The 16,156-nt window shown below is 71.2% G+C and carries 12 protein-coding genes; 4 read left to right on the top strand and 8 right to left on the bottom strand.

The features are described from left to right. Positions 1–17 precede the first annotated feature (17 nt). A complete protein-coding gene (locus ACFYO2_RS23105; RefSeq protein WP_388352057.1) occupies positions 18–3,122 on the bottom strand; it encodes a glycoside hydrolase family 2 TIM barrel-domain containing protein in 3,105 nt (1,034 codons plus the stop codon). A gap of 267 nt (positions 3,123–3,389) precedes the next feature. Between ACFYO2_RS23105 and ACFYO2_RS23100 the strand changes: the two genes are divergently transcribed. Then, on the top strand, positions 3,390–5,765 hold the full coding sequence (locus ACFYO2_RS23100; protein WP_388352054.1) for a SpoIIE family protein phosphatase: 2,376 nt from the start codon (positions 3,390–3,392) through the stop codon (positions 5,763–5,765). A 167-nt stretch (positions 5,766–5,932) separates the two neighbouring features. Next, entirely contained in the window at positions 5,933–7,189 is a 1,257-nt protein-coding gene (locus ACFYO2_RS23095; RefSeq protein WP_388352770.1) for an SLC13 family permease, read from the top strand. Between the two features lie 24 nt (positions 7,190–7,213). On the opposite strand, the gene ACFYO2_RS23090 is transcribed toward ACFYO2_RS23095, so the two are convergent. The 5 genes from ACFYO2_RS23090 to ACFYO2_RS23070 all read right to left on the bottom strand — a co-directional run bounded on the left by ACFYO2_RS23090 (position 7,214) and on the right by ACFYO2_RS23070 (position 12,741). After that, entirely contained in the window at positions 7,214–9,202 is a 1,989-nt protein-coding gene (locus ACFYO2_RS23090) for a ricin-type beta-trefoil lectin domain protein (protein ID WP_388352052.1), read from the bottom strand. A gap of 502 nt (positions 9,203–9,704) precedes the next feature. Next, positions 9,705–10,676 (bottom strand): aldo/keto reductase, encoded by a 972-nt coding sequence (locus ACFYO2_RS23085; protein ID WP_388352049.1) that lies wholly within the window; start codon positions 10,674–10,676, stop codon positions 9,705–9,707. An 85-nt stretch (positions 10,677–10,761) separates the two neighbouring features. Then, entirely contained in the window at positions 10,762–11,289 is a 528-nt protein-coding gene (locus ACFYO2_RS23080; RefSeq protein WP_388352047.1) for a flavoprotein, read from the bottom strand. 39 nt (positions 11,290–11,328) lie between these two features. Further along, positions 11,329–11,529 (bottom strand): ferredoxin, encoded by a 201-nt coding sequence (locus tag ACFYO2_RS23075; RefSeq protein WP_388352044.1) that lies wholly within the window; start codon positions 11,527–11,529, stop codon positions 11,329–11,331. A 12-nt stretch (positions 11,530–11,541) separates the two neighbouring features. Then, positions 11,542–12,741, bottom strand: a complete 1,200-nt coding sequence (locus ACFYO2_RS23070; RefSeq protein ID WP_388352041.1) for a cytochrome P450 — start codon at positions 12,739–12,741, stop codon at positions 11,542–11,544. A 332-nt stretch (positions 12,742–13,073) separates the two neighbouring features. Between ACFYO2_RS23070 and ACFYO2_RS23065 the strand changes: the two genes are divergently transcribed. Next, positions 13,074–13,706: a LysE family transporter gene (locus ACFYO2_RS23065; protein WP_388352767.1), complete on the top strand. Its 633-nt coding sequence runs from the start codon at positions 13,074–13,076 to the stop codon at positions 13,704–13,706. Between the two features lie 12 nt (positions 13,707–13,718). On the opposite strand, the gene ACFYO2_RS23060 is transcribed toward ACFYO2_RS23065, so the two are convergent. After that, complete coding sequence (locus tag ACFYO2_RS23060; protein ID WP_388352038.1) at positions 13,719–14,171, bottom strand: nuclear transport factor 2 family protein; 453 nt, start codon at positions 14,169–14,171, stop codon at positions 13,719–13,721. 204 nt (positions 14,172–14,375) lie between these two features. Here ACFYO2_RS23060 and ACFYO2_RS23055 point away from each other — a divergent pair, with 204 nt between their 5' ends. Continuing rightward, positions 14,376–14,840 (top strand): nitroreductase family deazaflavin-dependent oxidoreductase, encoded by a 465-nt coding sequence (locus ACFYO2_RS23055; RefSeq protein ID WP_388352035.1) that lies wholly within the window; start codon positions 14,376–14,378, stop codon positions 14,838–14,840. On the opposite strand, the gene ACFYO2_RS23050 is transcribed toward ACFYO2_RS23055, so the two are convergent. Beyond that, entirely contained in the window at positions 14,837–16,081 is a 1,245-nt protein-coding gene (locus ACFYO2_RS23050; protein WP_388352032.1) for an RNA-guided endonuclease InsQ/TnpB family protein, read from the bottom strand. The genes ACFYO2_RS23055 and ACFYO2_RS23050 overlap by 4 nt on opposite strands. Positions 16,082–16,156 lie beyond the last annotated feature (75 nt).

The following is a 16,156-nucleotide window of genomic DNA, read 5'->3' as shown; positions in this document are numbered from 1 at the left end:
ACTTTTGTTCGGAGCTCTTAGCCGGCCGGAACCTCCAGCCGGCTGATGCGCACCGCGCCCCGGGCCTCGCCGGGGTAGGCGCTGGTCAGCGTGAGTCGCAGCCGGGAGCCGCGGGCGGCGTCGAAGGTGATGACCGTCGGCTCGTCCGAGGCGGTGCCCCAGTCGACGGCCGCCCCTTCGGCGGGCACGTACCGGCCGCCGTCCCACACCTCGGCCTCGACGGAGGCGGGCGGGCTGTGGGTCGTACTCAGGGTGAAGGAGACCTCCACGCGGTCGAAGGTCCGCGTCCGGCCGAAGTCCACGGACACCCAGTCCTCGGCCCTGGCGCCGTTGAACGCGGGCAGCAGGGCGGTGGCCGCCTTGGTGAAGGCGTTGGACCAGCCGGTGGCCGGGTCGCCGTCGAGCATCGCGGCGGGGAGGGTGTCGGGGCGGCCGCAGTAACTGGCGTCCGCGCAGGGGTAGTTCGCGGGCGCCGGGTGGTCGGTCTGGAAGGCTGCCGACGGGGTGGTGGCGGCCGACCTGACGGGCGTGGTGCGCACGGTCGCCGTGTCCGACCGCAAGCCCTCCACGCGCGCGGTCACCTTCAGGGACCCCGGCCCGGTGCCGGACCGGACGATCGCGAGGGCCTTGCCGTGGAAGGCGGTCCGGGTGCTCGCCTGGTAGCGCTCGGCGCTCTCCTCACGGCCGTTGTCGAGACCGGCGAGGGAGCCGCCCGTCACGTCGAAGGAGATCAGGTGCTCGGCGTCGGGCACGACCACTCCGCGGGCGTCCACGATGTCGGCGGTCACGAAGACCAGCGAACGGCCGTCGGCCGCCAGGAACTTGCGGTCGGGCGTGAGGCGTACGGCGTGCGGCTTGCCGGCGGTGCGCAGGACGTCGGTGGCGACCACCTTGCCGTCGCGGCGCGCCACCGCCTTCAACTCACCGGGCTTGTACGGCACCTTCCAGGTGAGGTGGAGCTTGCCCGCGCTGCCGTTCGGGCTGGTGTAACTGCCGGGGTAGGGGCCGTCGGTGAAGGTCTTGTCGTCGCCGGTCGCCTCGGTGGTCTCCAGATACTCCCGGCCGTCGATGGTCTTCTTGGTGTCGAAGGTCCGCGTGCCGAGGGACTTGCCGTTGAGGAAGAGCTCGACGGTGGCGACGTTCGAGTACGCCCACACCTCGACCGTGTCGCCCTGCTCGTGGTTCCAGGTCATGGGCAGCAGGTGGACCATGGGCTCGCCGGTCCACTGGCTCTGGAAGAGGTAGTACATGTCCTTCGGGAAACCGGCCGTGTCGACCGCGCCGAAGAAGGACGCCTTCACCGGGAAGACGTCATAGGGGGTCGGCTCCCCGATGTAGTCGATCCCCGACCACAGGAACTCCCCGGCGAACCACTTCCGGTCCCGGTCCTTCTTGTGCCCGTACTCGCCGCTCATGGTCCAGGAGGCGAGGTTGTTGTCGTACGAGGAGGTCGCCCGCTTGCCCGGCGTGTGGTTCTCGCCGGTGTTGAGGCGCTCGGGCTCCTGGTAGGTGCCGCGGGTGGAGGTCTCCGAGGACGACTCCGACTCGAAGAGGAACAGGTGGGGGTAGCGGGCGTGCAGGGCGTCCACCGACTTGGCGGTGTTGTAGTTGAGCCCGAGTCCGTCGAGCTTGGCGAGGATCAGGTCGCCCGGGGAGCCCACGGCGGGCACGCTGCGGTGCCGGTGGGAGCCGATCACGACCGGTCGGGTGTCGTCGGACGCCTTGACCGCGGCGATCAGCCGGTCCGCCATGGCCAGGCCCAAGGTGGAGGTGAACTCGGAGATCTCGTTGCCGATCGACCACATGATGACGGCGGGCGAGTTGCGGGCGGCCAGCACCATCTCGGTGATGTCCCGGTCGGCCCACTCGTCGAAGAACCGGCCGTAGTCGTAGCGCGTCTTGGGGCTCTTCCAGCAGTCGAACGCCTCCACCATCATGACGATGCCCAGCTCCTCGCAGACCTCGATCATCTGAGGGGAGGGCGGGTTGTGGGAGGTGCGGAAGGCGTTGACGCCCATCGACTTCATGATGGTCATCTGTCTGCGGATCGCGTCGATGCTGACCGCGGCGCCCAGTGCGCCCAGGTCGTGGTGCAGGTCGACGCCCTTGATCTTGGCGTAGCGGCCGTTGAGGTGGAAGCCCTCGTCGGGGTCGAGGCGGAAGGTGCGGATACCGAAGGGGGTGCGGTAGGTGTCGACCGTCCTGCCGCCGACCCGGAGTTCGGTCTCCAGGGTGTAGCGGTGCGGCGAGGCGAAGTCCCAGAGCCTGGGTCTGGTGACGGTCAGTTCATGGGTCTCGGTCGCCTCGGTGTCGACGGCGACCGTGGTGGCCGTCCGGGCCACCGTGCGGCCGGCGGCGTCCTTGATCCGGGATCGGATCTCGACCTCGCGCGCGGTGCCGGTCCCGTTGACGACGGAGGTGCGCACCTGGACGAGCGCCCGCTCCTCGGTGATGTCCGGCGTGGTGACGTACGTGCCCCAGCGCGCCACCCGCACTGGGTCGGTGACCACCAGGCGGGCCTCGCGGTAGATGCCGCTGCCGGAGTACCAGCGGCTGCTGGGGAGCCGGTTGTGCACCTTGACCGCGATCACGTTCTCGGTGGTGCCGTCGGTGTGCACCAGGTCGGTGACGTCGAAGGCGAAACCGGTGTAGCCGTAGGGGTGCCGGCCCGCCTCCGTGCCGTTGCAGTAGACGTAGGAGTCCATGTAGACGCCGTCGAACTCCACCGATATGCGCTTGCCGGCCAGGGTGGGCGGCAACGTGAAGGCGAGGCGGTACCAGCCGAGCCCGCCGGGGAAGAACCCGGTGCCGCTGGTGGTGCCGTTCTGCGTGGTCGGCGCCAGCTCGATGCTCCAGTCGTGCGGCACGGCGACCTCGCGCCACCCGGAGTCGTCGTACGCCGGGGCGGCGGCGTCGGCGTACTCACCGGTCGGGTCGGTGATCCCGCCCGGATTGACCAGCGCGAAGCGCCAGCCGTCGCGGAGCGCGACCGTACGGCGGCCGGAGGCACCCCCGGCGGCATCGGTGGCATCGGCCGCCCACGCCGTCGGCGTGCCCAGGAGCACCCCGGCCGTCGGTGCGGCCGCGGAGGCGAGTAAAAGCGATCTGCGAGTGACCGTCATGGCGGCTCTCCCTCATTAGGGCCCAGAAGTACTCACAACTGATCGTGAACAAACAGATTCTGACGGTGTGCCACTCGCGTCCGTCAAGGGTGCGGTGAGCTGCTTCCGCCCCGGGCGTCACAACGGCCGGATTTCCCCCTTGACCACGGCTCGAGGCCGGCTCCCACCGGCACTGCCGTTCCCCGTTCGCGCGCGGCCGCGACCCACTAGGCTGGGACCGAAGTTGCGCGCCTGTTCACTGTGAGTGTCCGCGATGGAGTGGCGACGATGAGCCCGGTGTATCCGTTCGACGATGCCGCGACGGCGCGGGCTGTCATCGACGACGCGGGCATGGTGGTCGAGTGGAACGAGGGCGCCCGTCTGCTCCTGGGCTGGCCCGCCGCCGAGGTCGTGGGCCGCCCGGCCTTCGAACTGTTGGCCGACCCGGGGGAGCTTCAGCTGCCGGAGAAGGCCCGCTGGGACGGCACTCTCACATTGCGCCACCGCAACGGTTCGACGGTGTCCGTGTGGCTGCTCGCCCATCGCAGACAGCCCGAGGACGGCCCGGACCACTGGCTCCTGGTCACCCCGCTCACGGGCGACGGCCCGCACGCGCCCGACGACCCGCTGTACAGGGCCGAGCTCGTCCAGTCCCCCTGCGCCGTCGCGATCTACGACGAGCGGCTGCGGCTGCGCCGGATGAACGCCGCCATGGCCGAGGTGCTCGGGCTGCCGGAGGAGCGGGTGCGGGGGCTGCGGGTGCCCGAGATGAGCGGCAGATTGCAGAGCGAGGACATCGAGCAGCATCTGCACCGGGTGCTCGCCACCGGCCGGGGGCACGACGTGCGGACGTACGTGCCGATCGGCGGCGACGGCCGGATGTACGCCTGGCTGGCCCGGATGGCGCCGATCACCGACGCCAAGGGACGGGTGCGGGGGGTTTGCGTCGCCGCTCACGACTTCACCGACCAGTACCTGGCCCGGGAGCGGCTCCAGCTGGTCAACGAGGCCAGCATCCGCATCGGCAGCACCCTGGACGTCACCCGAACGGCTCAGGAACTGGCGGACGTGTTCGTCCCCGCCCTCGCCGACTTCGTCAGCGTCGACCTGCTGGACCCCCCGGACGGCGGCGAGCCTTTCACGGGCCGGCTGACCGCCCCCGTCAGGCTGCGCCGCGCGGCCCACCGGTCCGTGAACCCGGGCACCCCCGAGGCGGTGGCCAAGCCGGGCCAAACCGACGTCTACCCCGCCCCCTCCCCCCAGGCCGACTCCCTCGTGGCGGGCCACACCATCGTGGCGTCGACCGAGACCCGCGACATCGCCGAGTGGCTCGCCTGGGACCCGGTGCGCAAGGACCGCATCAAGGAGTACGGCGTCCACTCCACGATGTCCGTGCCGATCCAGGCCCGCGGCCAGACCCTCGGCGTGGCCGTCCTGACCCGGTTCAGGCGGCCGGACCCGTTCACGCCGGACGACGTGCTGCTGGCCGAGGAGGTCACGGCCCGGGCCGCTGTCTGCATCGACAACGCCCGCCGCTACTCCCGCGAACGCGAGACCGCCCTCGCCCTGCAGCGCAGCCTGCTGCCGCGGTCGCTGCCGCGCACGGCCGCCGTGGAAGCGGCCTCGCGCTACCTTCCGGCCGCGCGGGCGGGGGTGGGCGGCGACTGGTTCGACGTGATCCCGTTGTCCGGGATGCGGGTGGCGATGGTCGTCGGGGACGTCGTCGGCCACGGCATCCAGGCCTCGGCGACGATGGGCCGGCTGCGCACCGCCGTACGCACCCTCGCCGACATCGACCTGGCCCCGGACGAACTGCTGACCCACCTCGACGACCTCGTCGTACGGCTGTCCACGGAGGCCGGCGGCGAAGGCCGCCCCGGTGAGGTCGGCGCGACCTGTCTGTACGCGGTGTACGACCCGGTGTCCCGGCGCTGCACGCTGGCCCGGGCCGGGCATCCGGCACCCGTCATGCTCCTGCCGGGCGGCGCACCCCAGGAGGTCGACATGCCGCCGGGGCCGCCGCTGGGCCTGGGCGGGCTGCCGTTCGAGTCCGCGGAGCTGGAACTGGCCGAGGGCACCGTGCTGTCCCTGTACACCGACGGGCTGATCGAGTCGCGGGAGCGGGACGTGGACGCCGGCCACGCCCTGCTCTGCGACGCCCTGGCGGCTCCCTCCGCCTCGCTGGAGGAGACCTGCGACCGGGTGCTGCACGGTCTGCTGCCGCAGGGCGGCGCGCTGGACGACGTGGCGCTGCTGCTGGCCCGAACCCGGGGGCTGCCCGCCTCCCAGGTCGCCACCTGGGACATCCCGGCCGACCCGGCGCTCGTCGCCCCGATCCGCAAGCAGGTCGTCGCCCAGCTCGACCGCTGGTGGCTGAGCGAGGCGACGTTCACCGCCGAGCTGGTGGTCAGCGAGCTCGTCACCAACGCGATCCGGTACGGCTCCCAGCCCATCCGGCTGCGCCTGATCCACGACGAGACCACGCTGATCTGCGAAGTGTCCGACACCAGCCACACCGCCCCGCACCTGCGCCGCGCCAAGACGTGGGACGAGGGCGGCCGCGGTCTGCTGCTGGTGGCCCAGCTCACCCAGCGCTGGGGCAGCCGGCACACCACCGACGGCAAGACGATCTGGTCGGAGATCAGCCTGGTGGACGAGGAGTAGACGGCGCACGCACTTCAGGTGACGGTGTCCGGCGACGCGAGGCGTCCTCGGTGTGCCTGACGGTCCACGCCGCCGGTACCAGGCGCTGAAGGGGCCCTCGCCCGACTCTTACCGGCGCCTGCTTTGATGGCCGGGCACCGCCTGATCACGTTCCCGAAGGATCCGCCCTGAACGCCCCGCTCGCCGAAGTCCTGTCCGTCGCTCTGCTCGTCGCCGTGCTCGCCTGGGCCGTACTTCGCCCCTTCGGATGGCCGGAGGCGGTGCTGGCGGTCCCGGCCGCGGGCGTGGTGACAGCGATCGGGGCGATCTCGCCGGCACACGCGCGGGCGGAGGCCGAGCAGCTGGGGCCGGTGATCGGGTTCCTCGCCGCGGTGCTGGTGCTCGCCCACTTCTGCGACGTCGAGGGGCTCTTCCAGGCGTGCGGGGCGTGGCTGGCCCGGCGGGCGGCGGGGTCGCCCGGGCGGCTGCTGACCGGGGTCTTCGTGCTGGCCTCGGCGATCACGGCCGTGCTCAGTCTGGACGCCACCGTGGTGCTGCTGACGCCGGTGGTGTTCGCCACCGCGGCTCGCACGGGGGTCCCGGCCAAGCCGCACGTCTACGCGTGCGCGCACCTGTCGAACACGGCCTCGCTGCTGCTGCCGGTCTCCAACCTCACCAACCTGCTGGCGTTCGCGGCGAGCGGGCTGAGCTTCACGCGGTTCGCGGCGCTGATGGCACTGCCGTGGCTGGTCGCGATCGTCGCCGAGTACGCGGTCTTCCGGCGCTTCTTCGAGCGCGACCTGGACGAGGTCACCCACTCCCCCGAGACCGCCGAGGCGCCGAAACCGCCACTGTTCGCGCTCGTCACCGTCGTCGGCACGCTGGCCGGGTTCGTGGTGACCTCCGCCCTCGGTGTCGAGCCGGCCTGGGCAGCGCTGGCGGGGGCGCTCGTGCTGGCCGGCCGGGCTCTTCTCCGGCGGCAGGCCACCCCGCTCACCGTGGTGCGGGCGGCGGCGCCCGCCTTCCTCGCGTTCGTGCTCGCGCTCGGCGTCGTCGTGCGGGCGGTGGTGGACCACGGCCTCGCCGACGCGCTGCGGCAGGCGCTGCCCGAGGGGACGGGACTGGCCGCGCTGCTCGGCATCGCCGCGCTGGCCGCCGTACTGGCGAACCTGATCAACAACCTCCCCGCGGTCCTGGTCCTGCTGCCGCTGACCGCGTCCGCCGGACCCGGCGCGCTCCTCGCGGTGCTGCTCGGAGTGAACATCGGCCCGAACCTGACCTACGCCGGATCACTGGCCACGCTGCTGTGGCGGCGCATCGCCCACGGCCACAGGCACGAGGTCGGGCTCAAGGAGTTCACCCGGCTCGGTCTGCTCGCCACGCCGGCCGCGCTCGTGCCCGCCGTGGTGGCGCTGTGGGCGTCGCTCCAGGTCGTCGGGGCCTGAAGCGCCCGGTCGATGCGAGGGCGGTCAGTAGCCGCCGCGGCCGCCGCCGGAGCCGTACCCGGACCCGCCGCCGTCGTACTGGCCGCCGCCGTACTGACCGCCGCTCTGGCCGTTCCAGGAGCAGGCGTACGGGTTGTAGTAGCAGGAACCGTTGGTGGGGTACGGATACGTCGGCGTCGGTGTGGGCGAGGCCGCGGGGGTCGACGCGGACGGCGTGGGTGTGGGCGTGGGTTTCGGGCTCGGTGTCCTCGACGGCTCGGGAGCCGGCGCGGGCACCCTCGACAGGGTGCTGTCCGCGCCCCAGTTGACCACCTCCATCTGGAGGTCGGTCCGCGATGTGTCGATCACCCAGCGCTGCGCGGGGCCGTCGTCGCGGGTCTTCACGACCAGCGAGCCCGCTCCGTCCGTGGCGGCGGGGGTCAGGGCCAGGTCCTGGTCCCAGCGCGGCACCAGGGTGCCCTGGAGGGTGAAGTCGTAGCGGATGCTCTTGTCGGCCGCCTTGGCCGCGCCCGTGCACGGGGCCAGCCGCACCGAGTAGCCGAGGTGGGAGTCCAGACAGAGATCGGGGTCCTCGGCGTTGTGCAGCAGCCCGTCGGGGTCGTACGTCCACTGCTGGGCGGGCGCCGAGGAACAGTCGGTGAGCTCGGTCTCCGCGTCCTTGACGGCCTTCTCGCCGACCACGCCGACGCACAGCCCGGACGCCACGTTGTGCAGCCGGCCGTGCAGGGTGCCCTGCTCTGCGTCGCCCGAGCCGGCCCAGGACGGGTTGGAGGTCGCGGTGCCCGCGTCGCCGCCGGGCGCGTCGGAGGTGCGGCCGTCGTCGGCCTGGGGGCTGTCGTCGGAGGAGCCGAGCGAGGACCACAGGACCAGCGGCAGGACGATCAGCCCGCTCACGGTCAGCACGGCCACGGAGAGGTTGCGGCGGGCCGTGCGGCGGGCGGCCTTGTGGGCTGAGCGGCGGGAGCCGGGGCGCCGGCCGGTACGTGGTGCGGAGGCCGGACGGGCGGGCACCCCGAAGGCCGCGACCGCGGGCGGCCGGGCGTCCGGCACCGGAACGAAGGACTCGCCCGGGCCGACCGGGGGCCGGGCTTCCGTCCCGCTCATGAAGGACTCGCCCACGACGACCGGGCGCTGGGCCTGCGCCTCCAGCACCGCCTGCGCCTGCGCATCGTCGGGAACGTCGTCCACGCGTGCGCGTACCTCCACATAGGCACGCGCGCCCCAGCCGAGCACCGCCTCGGCGAGCGCGCCGCCGAGGCCCTGGTTGAACTGGTGCAACTGGTCGGCGGTGTACCGGCAGTGCTTGCAGCCCTCCAGGTGTGCGCGCAGGTCGGCGTCGATGTCGACAGCGCCGCGCCGATAGGTCACGTCCAGCAGCCGGAGGTAGTGGCGGCACTCCTGCTCGGGCGCGAGTTCGCGGTGGACCTGGAGGCACTCCTCCCGCAACCGCTCGCGGGCGCGCTGCAGTTCGACGCCGGCGTCCTCCTCGTCCAGGCCAAGCAGCGCACCGGGCAGGGCGAGCGGTTCGGACTCGACCTCGGTGTGCCACAGCAGACAGCGGGCCGACTGGGGCAGCCGCTGGAACGCCCCGGACAGCAGGCGGCGGTGGGCCGGGGGCAGCAGGCGGGCGACGGCACGGTCCCCGCTGCCCTCCGTTCTCAACGCCGGGTGCAGCAGCTCGCGTCTGTGGTCGGCGTCCCACTCGGCCGCGATACGGCGCACGGTGACGAGCAGTTGGGGCCGCCAGGCTGACGTCGGCCCGTTCTGGCGCAGTGTTTCCCCGAAGAGCCGGGTGAATGCGGCGGTGGTGAGCATTCCCGCGGGGCGGGGGCCGTCGGTGCACAGCCGCGCGTAGGCGAAGGCCGCTTCCCAGTGCCGGTCGAGGAGTTCACCGACAGGCTGGAGCGCCGGTGTCGCCCCGCTCCACTTCTTGAGCTCGGCGCTCAGTTGCTCGTCCGTGGCGTCGGAGGGACGAGCGGGAGTCGGGGAATTCGACAGGCCTGCGTCTTTCACAGCGGCATTCCTCCGAGGGCGTTCTGCACAAAGTCCATACCAAAGGGTATGCGGTGCCGCCGACAAGACGCCGGGGTTTGTCCGCAAAGGGTTCGGCATCTCGAACGCCCGCCAGGGGCAGCTCTTTTGAAGCGTGAGGAGCGTACGGGAGAGGCCTCGTGCGCACCGGAAAAGTTATTGTCCGCGCGCCGACAGCACACACCTTTACACAGGTCAGCGAGACGTAACAAGGGATCTCGCGGTTTTGTCCATAGCGTTCGCGTCGACGGTATTCGACAACGGGTCAATAGCGACCCCTTTGCGGCACCTTTACAGATGCCGCGGTATCGCTTTTGTAAATGGGAACGGTATTCACCTGGTTGCGCGTCGACTTCGCGCCAACCATTGAACGGCCACCCCACCGCACCTCCGGCGGGTCTTCCCGGTTCACCTGTCAACCATTGGGCACCGGCCCGGGTCCGTGCGGCACTCTGTTCGCACCGCACGGACCGCACTGAGCGAATCAGGAGTGACCGACGATCGGGTGCGGGCCGTAGGGCTGCTCCAATTCCTCGATCTCCTTGTCGCTGAGCTCGAGTTCGACGGCGGCCACGGCGTCCTCGATGTGCTGCGGCCTGGCCGCGCCGACGATGGGGGCGGCCACCGTCTTCTGGTGCAGCAGCCAGGCGAGGGCCACCTGCGCGCGCGGCACGCCCCGGTCGCCCGCGATGCGGGTGACGGCCTCGACGATGGTGCGGTCGCCCTCCGCGTAGAGACGGCTGCCGAAGTCGTCGGTGGCGCTGCGCTCGGTGACGGTGCCCCAGTCCCGGGTCAGGCGGCCGCGGGCCAGCGGGCTCCACGGCAGGACACCGACGCCCTGGTCCGCGCAGAGCGGCAGCATCTCGCGCTCCTCTTCGCGGTAGAGGAGGTTGTAGTGGTTCTGCATGGAGACGAACTTGGTCCAGCCGTTGCGCTCGGCCGTGTACTGCATCTTGGAGAACTGCCAGGCGTACATCGAACTCGCCCCGATGTAGCGCACCTTGCCGGCTTTCACCAGGTCGTGCAGCGCCTCCATCGTCTCCTCGACCGGGGTGTGCGGGTCGAAGCGGTGGATCTGGTAGAGATCGACGTAGTCGGTGCCGAGGCGGGCCAGGCTGTGGTCGATCTCGGTCATGATCGCCTTGCGGGACAGTCCGGCGGCGTTGACCCCGGGCCGCATCCGACCGTGCACCTTGGTCGCGAGCACGACCTCGTCACGGTGGGCGAAGTCGGCCAGCGCCCTGCCCACGATCTCCTCGCTGGTGCCGTCGGAGTAGACGTTGGCGGTGTCGAAGAAGTTGATCCCGGCCTCCAGCGCCTGCCGGATCAGGGGACGTGACGCCTCCTCGTCGAGGGTCCACTCGTGCACGCCGCGGCCGGGCAGGCCGTAGGTCATGCAGCCCAGACAGATCCGCGAGACGTCCAGGCCCGTCGAACCGAGCTTCACGTATTGCATCGTCGCTGCTCCTGCCTTCGGGATGGGTACGAAAGGGAGCGTACGACTTCACCCCCGCTCGAAGTCCGGCAGCGCGTCCCGGGGTTCATCCCAGAAGGTCGAGCGCGCGCTCCCAGCCGAACTCCGGGCGTGTGCCGTCCTCCCCCGGCTCGCCGGAGTACGGCTCGCCGAACTTCACGCCCATGGCGCGCAGTCGTATCAGGCTGTCCTGGTAGGCGGGGTGGGCGGCGAGCGCGTCGGCCACGCAGGGCAGGGCGGCGACCGGGACGCCCAGGCCGTACGTCTCGCACAGGGTCGCCACGGCGAGGGTGTCGGCGAGCCCGGCCGCCCACTTGTTGACGGTGTTGAAGGTGGCGGGAGCGACCACGACGGCGTCCGGCGGCGGGAACGGGCGCGGGTCGCCGGGGCTGCGCCAGGCCGAACGGATCGGCCGTCCGGTCTGCGCCTCGACGGCCTCGGTGTCGAAGAAGCCGTTCGTCGCGACGGGCGTCGCGATCACGCCGACCTCCCAGTCGCGTTCCTGAGCGGCGGTGATCAACTTGCTGACGTCCGCCGCGATCCCGGCGGCGCAGACGACGACGTAGAGGAAGGGCTTCCCGTCCGGTTCGCTCACCCCGGCACCCTACTGAACTCGCCTGCCGACCGGAGGGCGTCAGCCGACCGTCTCCGACACCGTGATCGCGCCGACGGGGCAGGCCCGGGCGGCCTCCCGGACCATGGGGTCGCCGCCGCCGTCCTCCCGGCCGGGCTGCAGGGTGCTGTAGCCGTCGTCGTCCTGGGTGAAGACGTCCGGGGCGGCCAGGGCGCACTGGCCCGCGCCGATGCAGACGTCCTTGTCGATGTCGATGTGCATGACCGGAGCCTCTTACCAGGTCACGGGGAGTTCCAGCATCCCCTGGATGGTGTCGCCGGGTTTGAAGGGGATCTCGTCGGCGGGGGCGGCGAGGCGGAGCCCGGGCAGCCGGGCGAAGAGCGTGCGCAGGGCGATCTCCAGCTCGGCGCGGGCCAGGTTCTGGCCGAGGCACTGGTGGATGCCGAAGCCGAACGCGACGTGGTGACGGGCCGGCCGGTGCCAGTCCAGGGTGTCGGGGTCGGGGTAGACGTCCTCGTCCCGGTTGATGACCGAGGTCGCGAAGACCACGCCCTCGCCGGCCCGGATCGTGGTGCCCGCGACCTCGATGTCCTCGGTCGCCGACCGCAGCAGACCGTCGGCGATCGACAGCATCCGCATGAGTTCCTCCGCCGCGGTGGGCAGGAGGGCGGGATACTCGCGCAACTCGGCCAGCCGCTCAGGGTGTTGGAGCAGCGTGAAGGTACCGAGCGAGATCATGTTGGCGGTCGTCTCGTGACCCGCGACCAGCAGGATGATCGCCAGGGCGATCGCTTCCTGGCGGTCGACCTCGCCGTCGCGCAGTTGCCGGTGGACGAGTTCGTCGAGCACGCCGTCGCCGGGCTCGCGCTGTTTCTGTTTGCGGTCGATCAACTCACCCATGTACTCCTCGAGTCGGTCGCGCGCGTCCAAGGTGTCGGCGGCCGTCGGACCGCGCAACAGACGCCTGGACTGTCCTTCGAAGAAGTCGTGGTCGGCGTACGGGACGCCGAGCAGGGCGCAGATCACCGTCGACGGCACGGGCAGCGCGAAGGCGGTCACCAGCTCGGCGGGCGGCCCCTGCGCGATCATCGCGTCGATGCGTTCGTCCACGACCTGCTGGATGCGCGGACGCAGTTCGGTGGCGCGTTTGAGGGTGAAGCTGGGGATCATCATCCGCCGCTGGGTGCGGTGCTCGGGGTCGTCGACGCCCAGCAGCGCGGTCTTCCGGTTCCGTACGGCCGCCAGGCGCGCCGTGGTCGCGGGGAACTCGGGGCGGGTCCGGTCGGTGGACAGGCGCGGGTCGGCCAGCAGGGCGCGGGCGGCGGTATGACCGCTGACCAGCCAGGCCGGGCGGCCGTCGAAGAGGGTGATCCGGGTCAGCGGGCGGGCGGTGCGCAGCGGGTCGTAGGCGGGCGGCGGGTGGTAGGGACAGGTCCGGCTCTGGGGGAAGGCGACCGGTTCCGTTTCCGTCATGACAGACCTCGCAGACGAAGGGTGCGTCGTGCAGATCTTTATTAGATGCCCCGGGCATCTATGGGGGGACGAGAAGTTCGGCCAGATCGGTGGCGAGGGCGATATGGCCGGGGACCGCCGCTGCTCGGGCGTGAATCGGACGGCCGGATTCACCGCCCGGCCGGGGCCGGTCGTCGCACCTCGGAAATTCGGTTGTCCCCGCACGGCCGCCACCCCCAGGATCTGCCCATGCTGAAACCCGATACCCCGCTGCCGCCGACCGCCACCGCCGTTCGTCCGGTGCGCGTCCAGCAGCAGCCCGGCCGTCCATGGAGGCCCACGCCTGCGCGCTCATGACCGCCGCGCTCGTCGCGGGGCTGCTCGCGGGGTACGGCATCGCCATCCCCGTCGGCGCGGTCGGCGCCTATCTGGTCTCCCTCACCGCTCGTACGTCCCTGCGGACCGGCGCCTGCGCCGCGCTCGGCGTCGCGGCCGCCGACGGACTCTACGCCCTCGTGGCCACCCTCGGCGGCTCCGCCCTCGCCGGCACGCTGCGGCCGGCGCTCGGGCCGCTGCGCTGGGCCTCCGCCCTGGTGCTGGTGGCGCTCGCGGTCCTGGGCGCGGTCACAGCCGTACGGCGATACCGCGGCCACCGGTTCGCCACCCGGGTCGACCCGCCGCCCCCGAGCCCCGCGCGGGCCTTTCTGGCGCTGCTCGGGATCACCCTGCTCAACCCCACCACCGTGATCTACTTCGCCGCCCTGGTGCTCGGCACCCGTGCCCAGGAAGGCGTACGGCCCCTGGAACAAGGGGCGTTCGTGCTGGCGGCGTTCGTCGCGTCCGCGAGCTGGCAGCTGCTGCTCGCCGGGAGCGGTGCGCTGCTGGGCCGGGCCCTGACCGGGCGTCGGGGGCGGCTGGCGACGGCGCTGCTGTCGAGCGGGGTGATGACGGCGCTGGCCGTGCGGATGCTGGTGGGTCCCTCGTGAGCGGGCCGGCGGTCACGGTGCGAAGGCGCGGGCCACCGCGAGGCTGTCCTCGTAGACGTGGTGGCGGACGACCAGTCCGTCCTCGACGGTGAGATGCAGGGCGAACCTGGCGCGATAGGCGCGCCCGGTGGTGGCGGCGGTCTGCCGGATCTCGCCGAGCACGACGGCGTCGGCGCCGTCCACCAGGATGCGCTCGATCTCCGTCGCCGCCTCTCCCGGGACGTGGTGCGCGGCCACCTCCCGGTAGTGGGCGGCGGCATCCGCGCGGGTGGCGCGGTGCCGGATCCACGGAGTCGCGCCGCTGCCGTGCTCGTCCTCGGGCCAGTCCAGCTTCCAGTCGGCGGGCTCGGCGTACAGCAAGGCGATCCGCTCCGGTTCTCCCCGGCCGATCCTCAGCAGCAGTTCCTCGACCACGGCGCGGGTCGTCGTGGCGGGAGTCGCCGTGTCGGGGGTCGTCGTGGTCATGGGCCCTCTCCCTGGGACGGACGGCTGTCGTGCGGTGCGGTCACGACTGTGCCGTACACGCCGGGCCGGGGCGATTACCCGCGAAGTAATGGCCGGATGACTCCCTTTGGGGCCGTCGGGAACGCGGTATGGATGAAAGCCGTTCGTACAATGTTGAACTGCCGTACGAGCAAGCCGTAGTCGATGACGATGGGATGGATACCAATGCCTCTCGAGGGCGAGTACGAACCCAGCCCGGAGCAGTGGGTGCGCGACCAGGTGGAGTTGTACGAGAGCTCCGGCGGCACCAAGGGAACGACGCTGATGGACACGGGAATGCCCGTCGTCCTGCTGACGACCAAGGGCGCGAAGAGCGGCAAGATACGCAAGACGCCACTCATGCGCGTCGAGCACGACGGGAAGTACGCCGTGGTGGCATCGAAGGGCGGAGCGCCCCAGCACCCCGTCTGGTACTACAACGTCAAGGCCGATCCCCACGTGGAACTCCAGGACGGCCCGGCCAAGCAGGACATGACGGCCCGTGAGGCCACCGACGCGGAGAGGGCCGAGTGGTGGGAGCGCGCCGTCGCCGCGTACCCCCCGTACGCCGACTACCAGGAGAAGACATCCCGGGAGATTCCGGTCTTCGTGCTGGAGGCCTCGGACGGGAGGTCAACTACCCGTCGCTAAAGCGACGGGCTTGCACAACGGGCATCACTGGCGGTGATGCTGCGTTTGCGTCCAGCCCCACCCCGGCGCACATGCTCCGGTGGTGGGGCAGGGGCCGTTGACTGGGCCCCGCGTCGCCACAACTGCCACGCTCTGGCGCGGATGTTGCGGGAGCCGTTCCGGTCTGCGTGATCAACGAATCCGCAGTTCCGGCACGCGAACCAGGCCTGCGAGACCCGGTTCGCTTTGTCGATGTGCCCGCACTCGGCGCAGGTGCGGGAGGTGTACGCCGGATCGACGTGCACCACCGGCACCCCGGCCTTGCGGGCCTTGTACGCGATGAAACTGCCGAGCTGGGCGAAGGACCAGCTGGAGTGGGTGGCCCGTTGGGGCTTGCGAAGCCGTACCCGCTCGCGGATGCCCGTCAGGTCTTCCAGGGCGATTCCGCGACCGGTGCGTTCTGCCTCGGCCACCACATGTTTCGCGATCTTGTGGTTGATGTCCCGCGCCCGCCGCGCCTCCTTGCGCCGCCGCTTCTTCAGCCGACGCTTGGCGGACGGGGTGTTCTTCTTCTGCAGTTTGGTGCGCAGGCCGCGCTCGCGGACCCGGACGCGGTTGAGTTCGCGCCCGGCCATGATCTCGCCGTCGGAGGTGGTGGCGATGTTCACGATGCCCAGGTCGATGCCGAGGAAGTCCACCGGAGCCGTGTTCAGCTCCGCCTCGGGGACCTCGCATGTGGCGCTAAGGAACCACATGCCATCGCGTTCCAGCAGGTCGGACTCGCCCTTGCGGTACAGGGCGAGCGTGGCGAGCTGCTCCACCGAGGCGGTGAAGGCCACCTTCTTGACCCGCCCCGACGTGGTCCAGACCGACACCGTGCGCTCGACGATCTGCCACGAGAGCATCCGGTCGTCGTAGGGCTGGGCGCCCTGCGGGCGGAAGGCGATCGGCTTCTCGGTGGCCTTGCGGTAGCGCTTCGAGCCGGGCTTGCCGAGGTTGCCGGCCTTCAGGTTCGCCTTCAGCGTGGTGTACGCATCACAGGTCTTCTTGATCACGTGCTGGGCGGCCTGCGCACCCAGGTTCCAGCGGGACTTGACGGCATCGTAGGTGTGCTTGCGCAGGGGGAAGTTCTTGAACTCCCCGCGCTCGAAAGCGATCTCACTCACCCAGGTGGCGGCCTCGTTGCAGGCGCGCAGGGTCGCCTCAAGCGCCGCCGCCTGTGCGGGCGTCGGCTCCAGTTTGACCTGCACCACCAGCTTCACGATCACTGATCGTAGGCACCCGTACGAGATGCCACCACGCGTTCGGCCGCGTTCATCACATCGAGTGACTCAACC

The sequence above is a fragment of the Streptomyces sp. NPDC006602 genome (genome assembly GCF_042870385.1).
In the GTDB taxonomy this organism is placed as follows: Bacteria; Actinomycetota; Actinomycetes; order Streptomycetales; family Streptomycetaceae; genus Streptomyces.
The sequence above is the reverse complement of the archived record's forward strand: the minus strand, read 5'-3'. Positions and strand labels throughout refer to the sequence as shown.

Coding starts and splice junctions, on each gene's coding strand:
- ACFYO2_RS23105 (WP_388352057.1), bottom strand. CDS start 3,122: ATGACGGTCACTCGCAGATCGCTTTTACTCGCCTCCGCGGCCGCACCG.
- ACFYO2_RS23100 (WP_388352054.1), top strand. CDS start 3,390: ATGAGCCCGGTGTATCCGTTCGACGATGCCGCGACGGCGCGGGCTGTC.
- ACFYO2_RS23085 (WP_388352049.1), bottom strand. CDS start 10,676: ATGCAATACGTGAAGCTCGGTTCGACGGGCCTGGACGTCTCGCGGATC.
- ACFYO2_RS23075 (WP_388352044.1), bottom strand. CDS start 11,529: ATGCACATCGACATCGACAAGGACGTCTGCATCGGCGCGGGCCAGTGC.
- ACFYO2_RS23070 (WP_388352041.1), bottom strand. CDS start 12,741: ATGACGGAAACGGAACCGGTCGCCTTCCCCCAGAGCCGGACCTGTCCC.
- ACFYO2_RS23065 (WP_388352767.1), top strand. CDS start 13,074: ATGACCGCCGCGCTCGTCGCGGGGCTGCTCGCGGGGTACGGCATCGCC.
- ACFYO2_RS23060 (WP_388352038.1), bottom strand. CDS start 14,171: ATGACCACGACGACCCCCGACACGGCGACTCCCGCCACGACGACCCGC.
- ACFYO2_RS23055 (WP_388352035.1), top strand. CDS start 14,376: ATGCCTCTCGAGGGCGAGTACGAACCCAGCCCGGAGCAGTGGGTGCGC.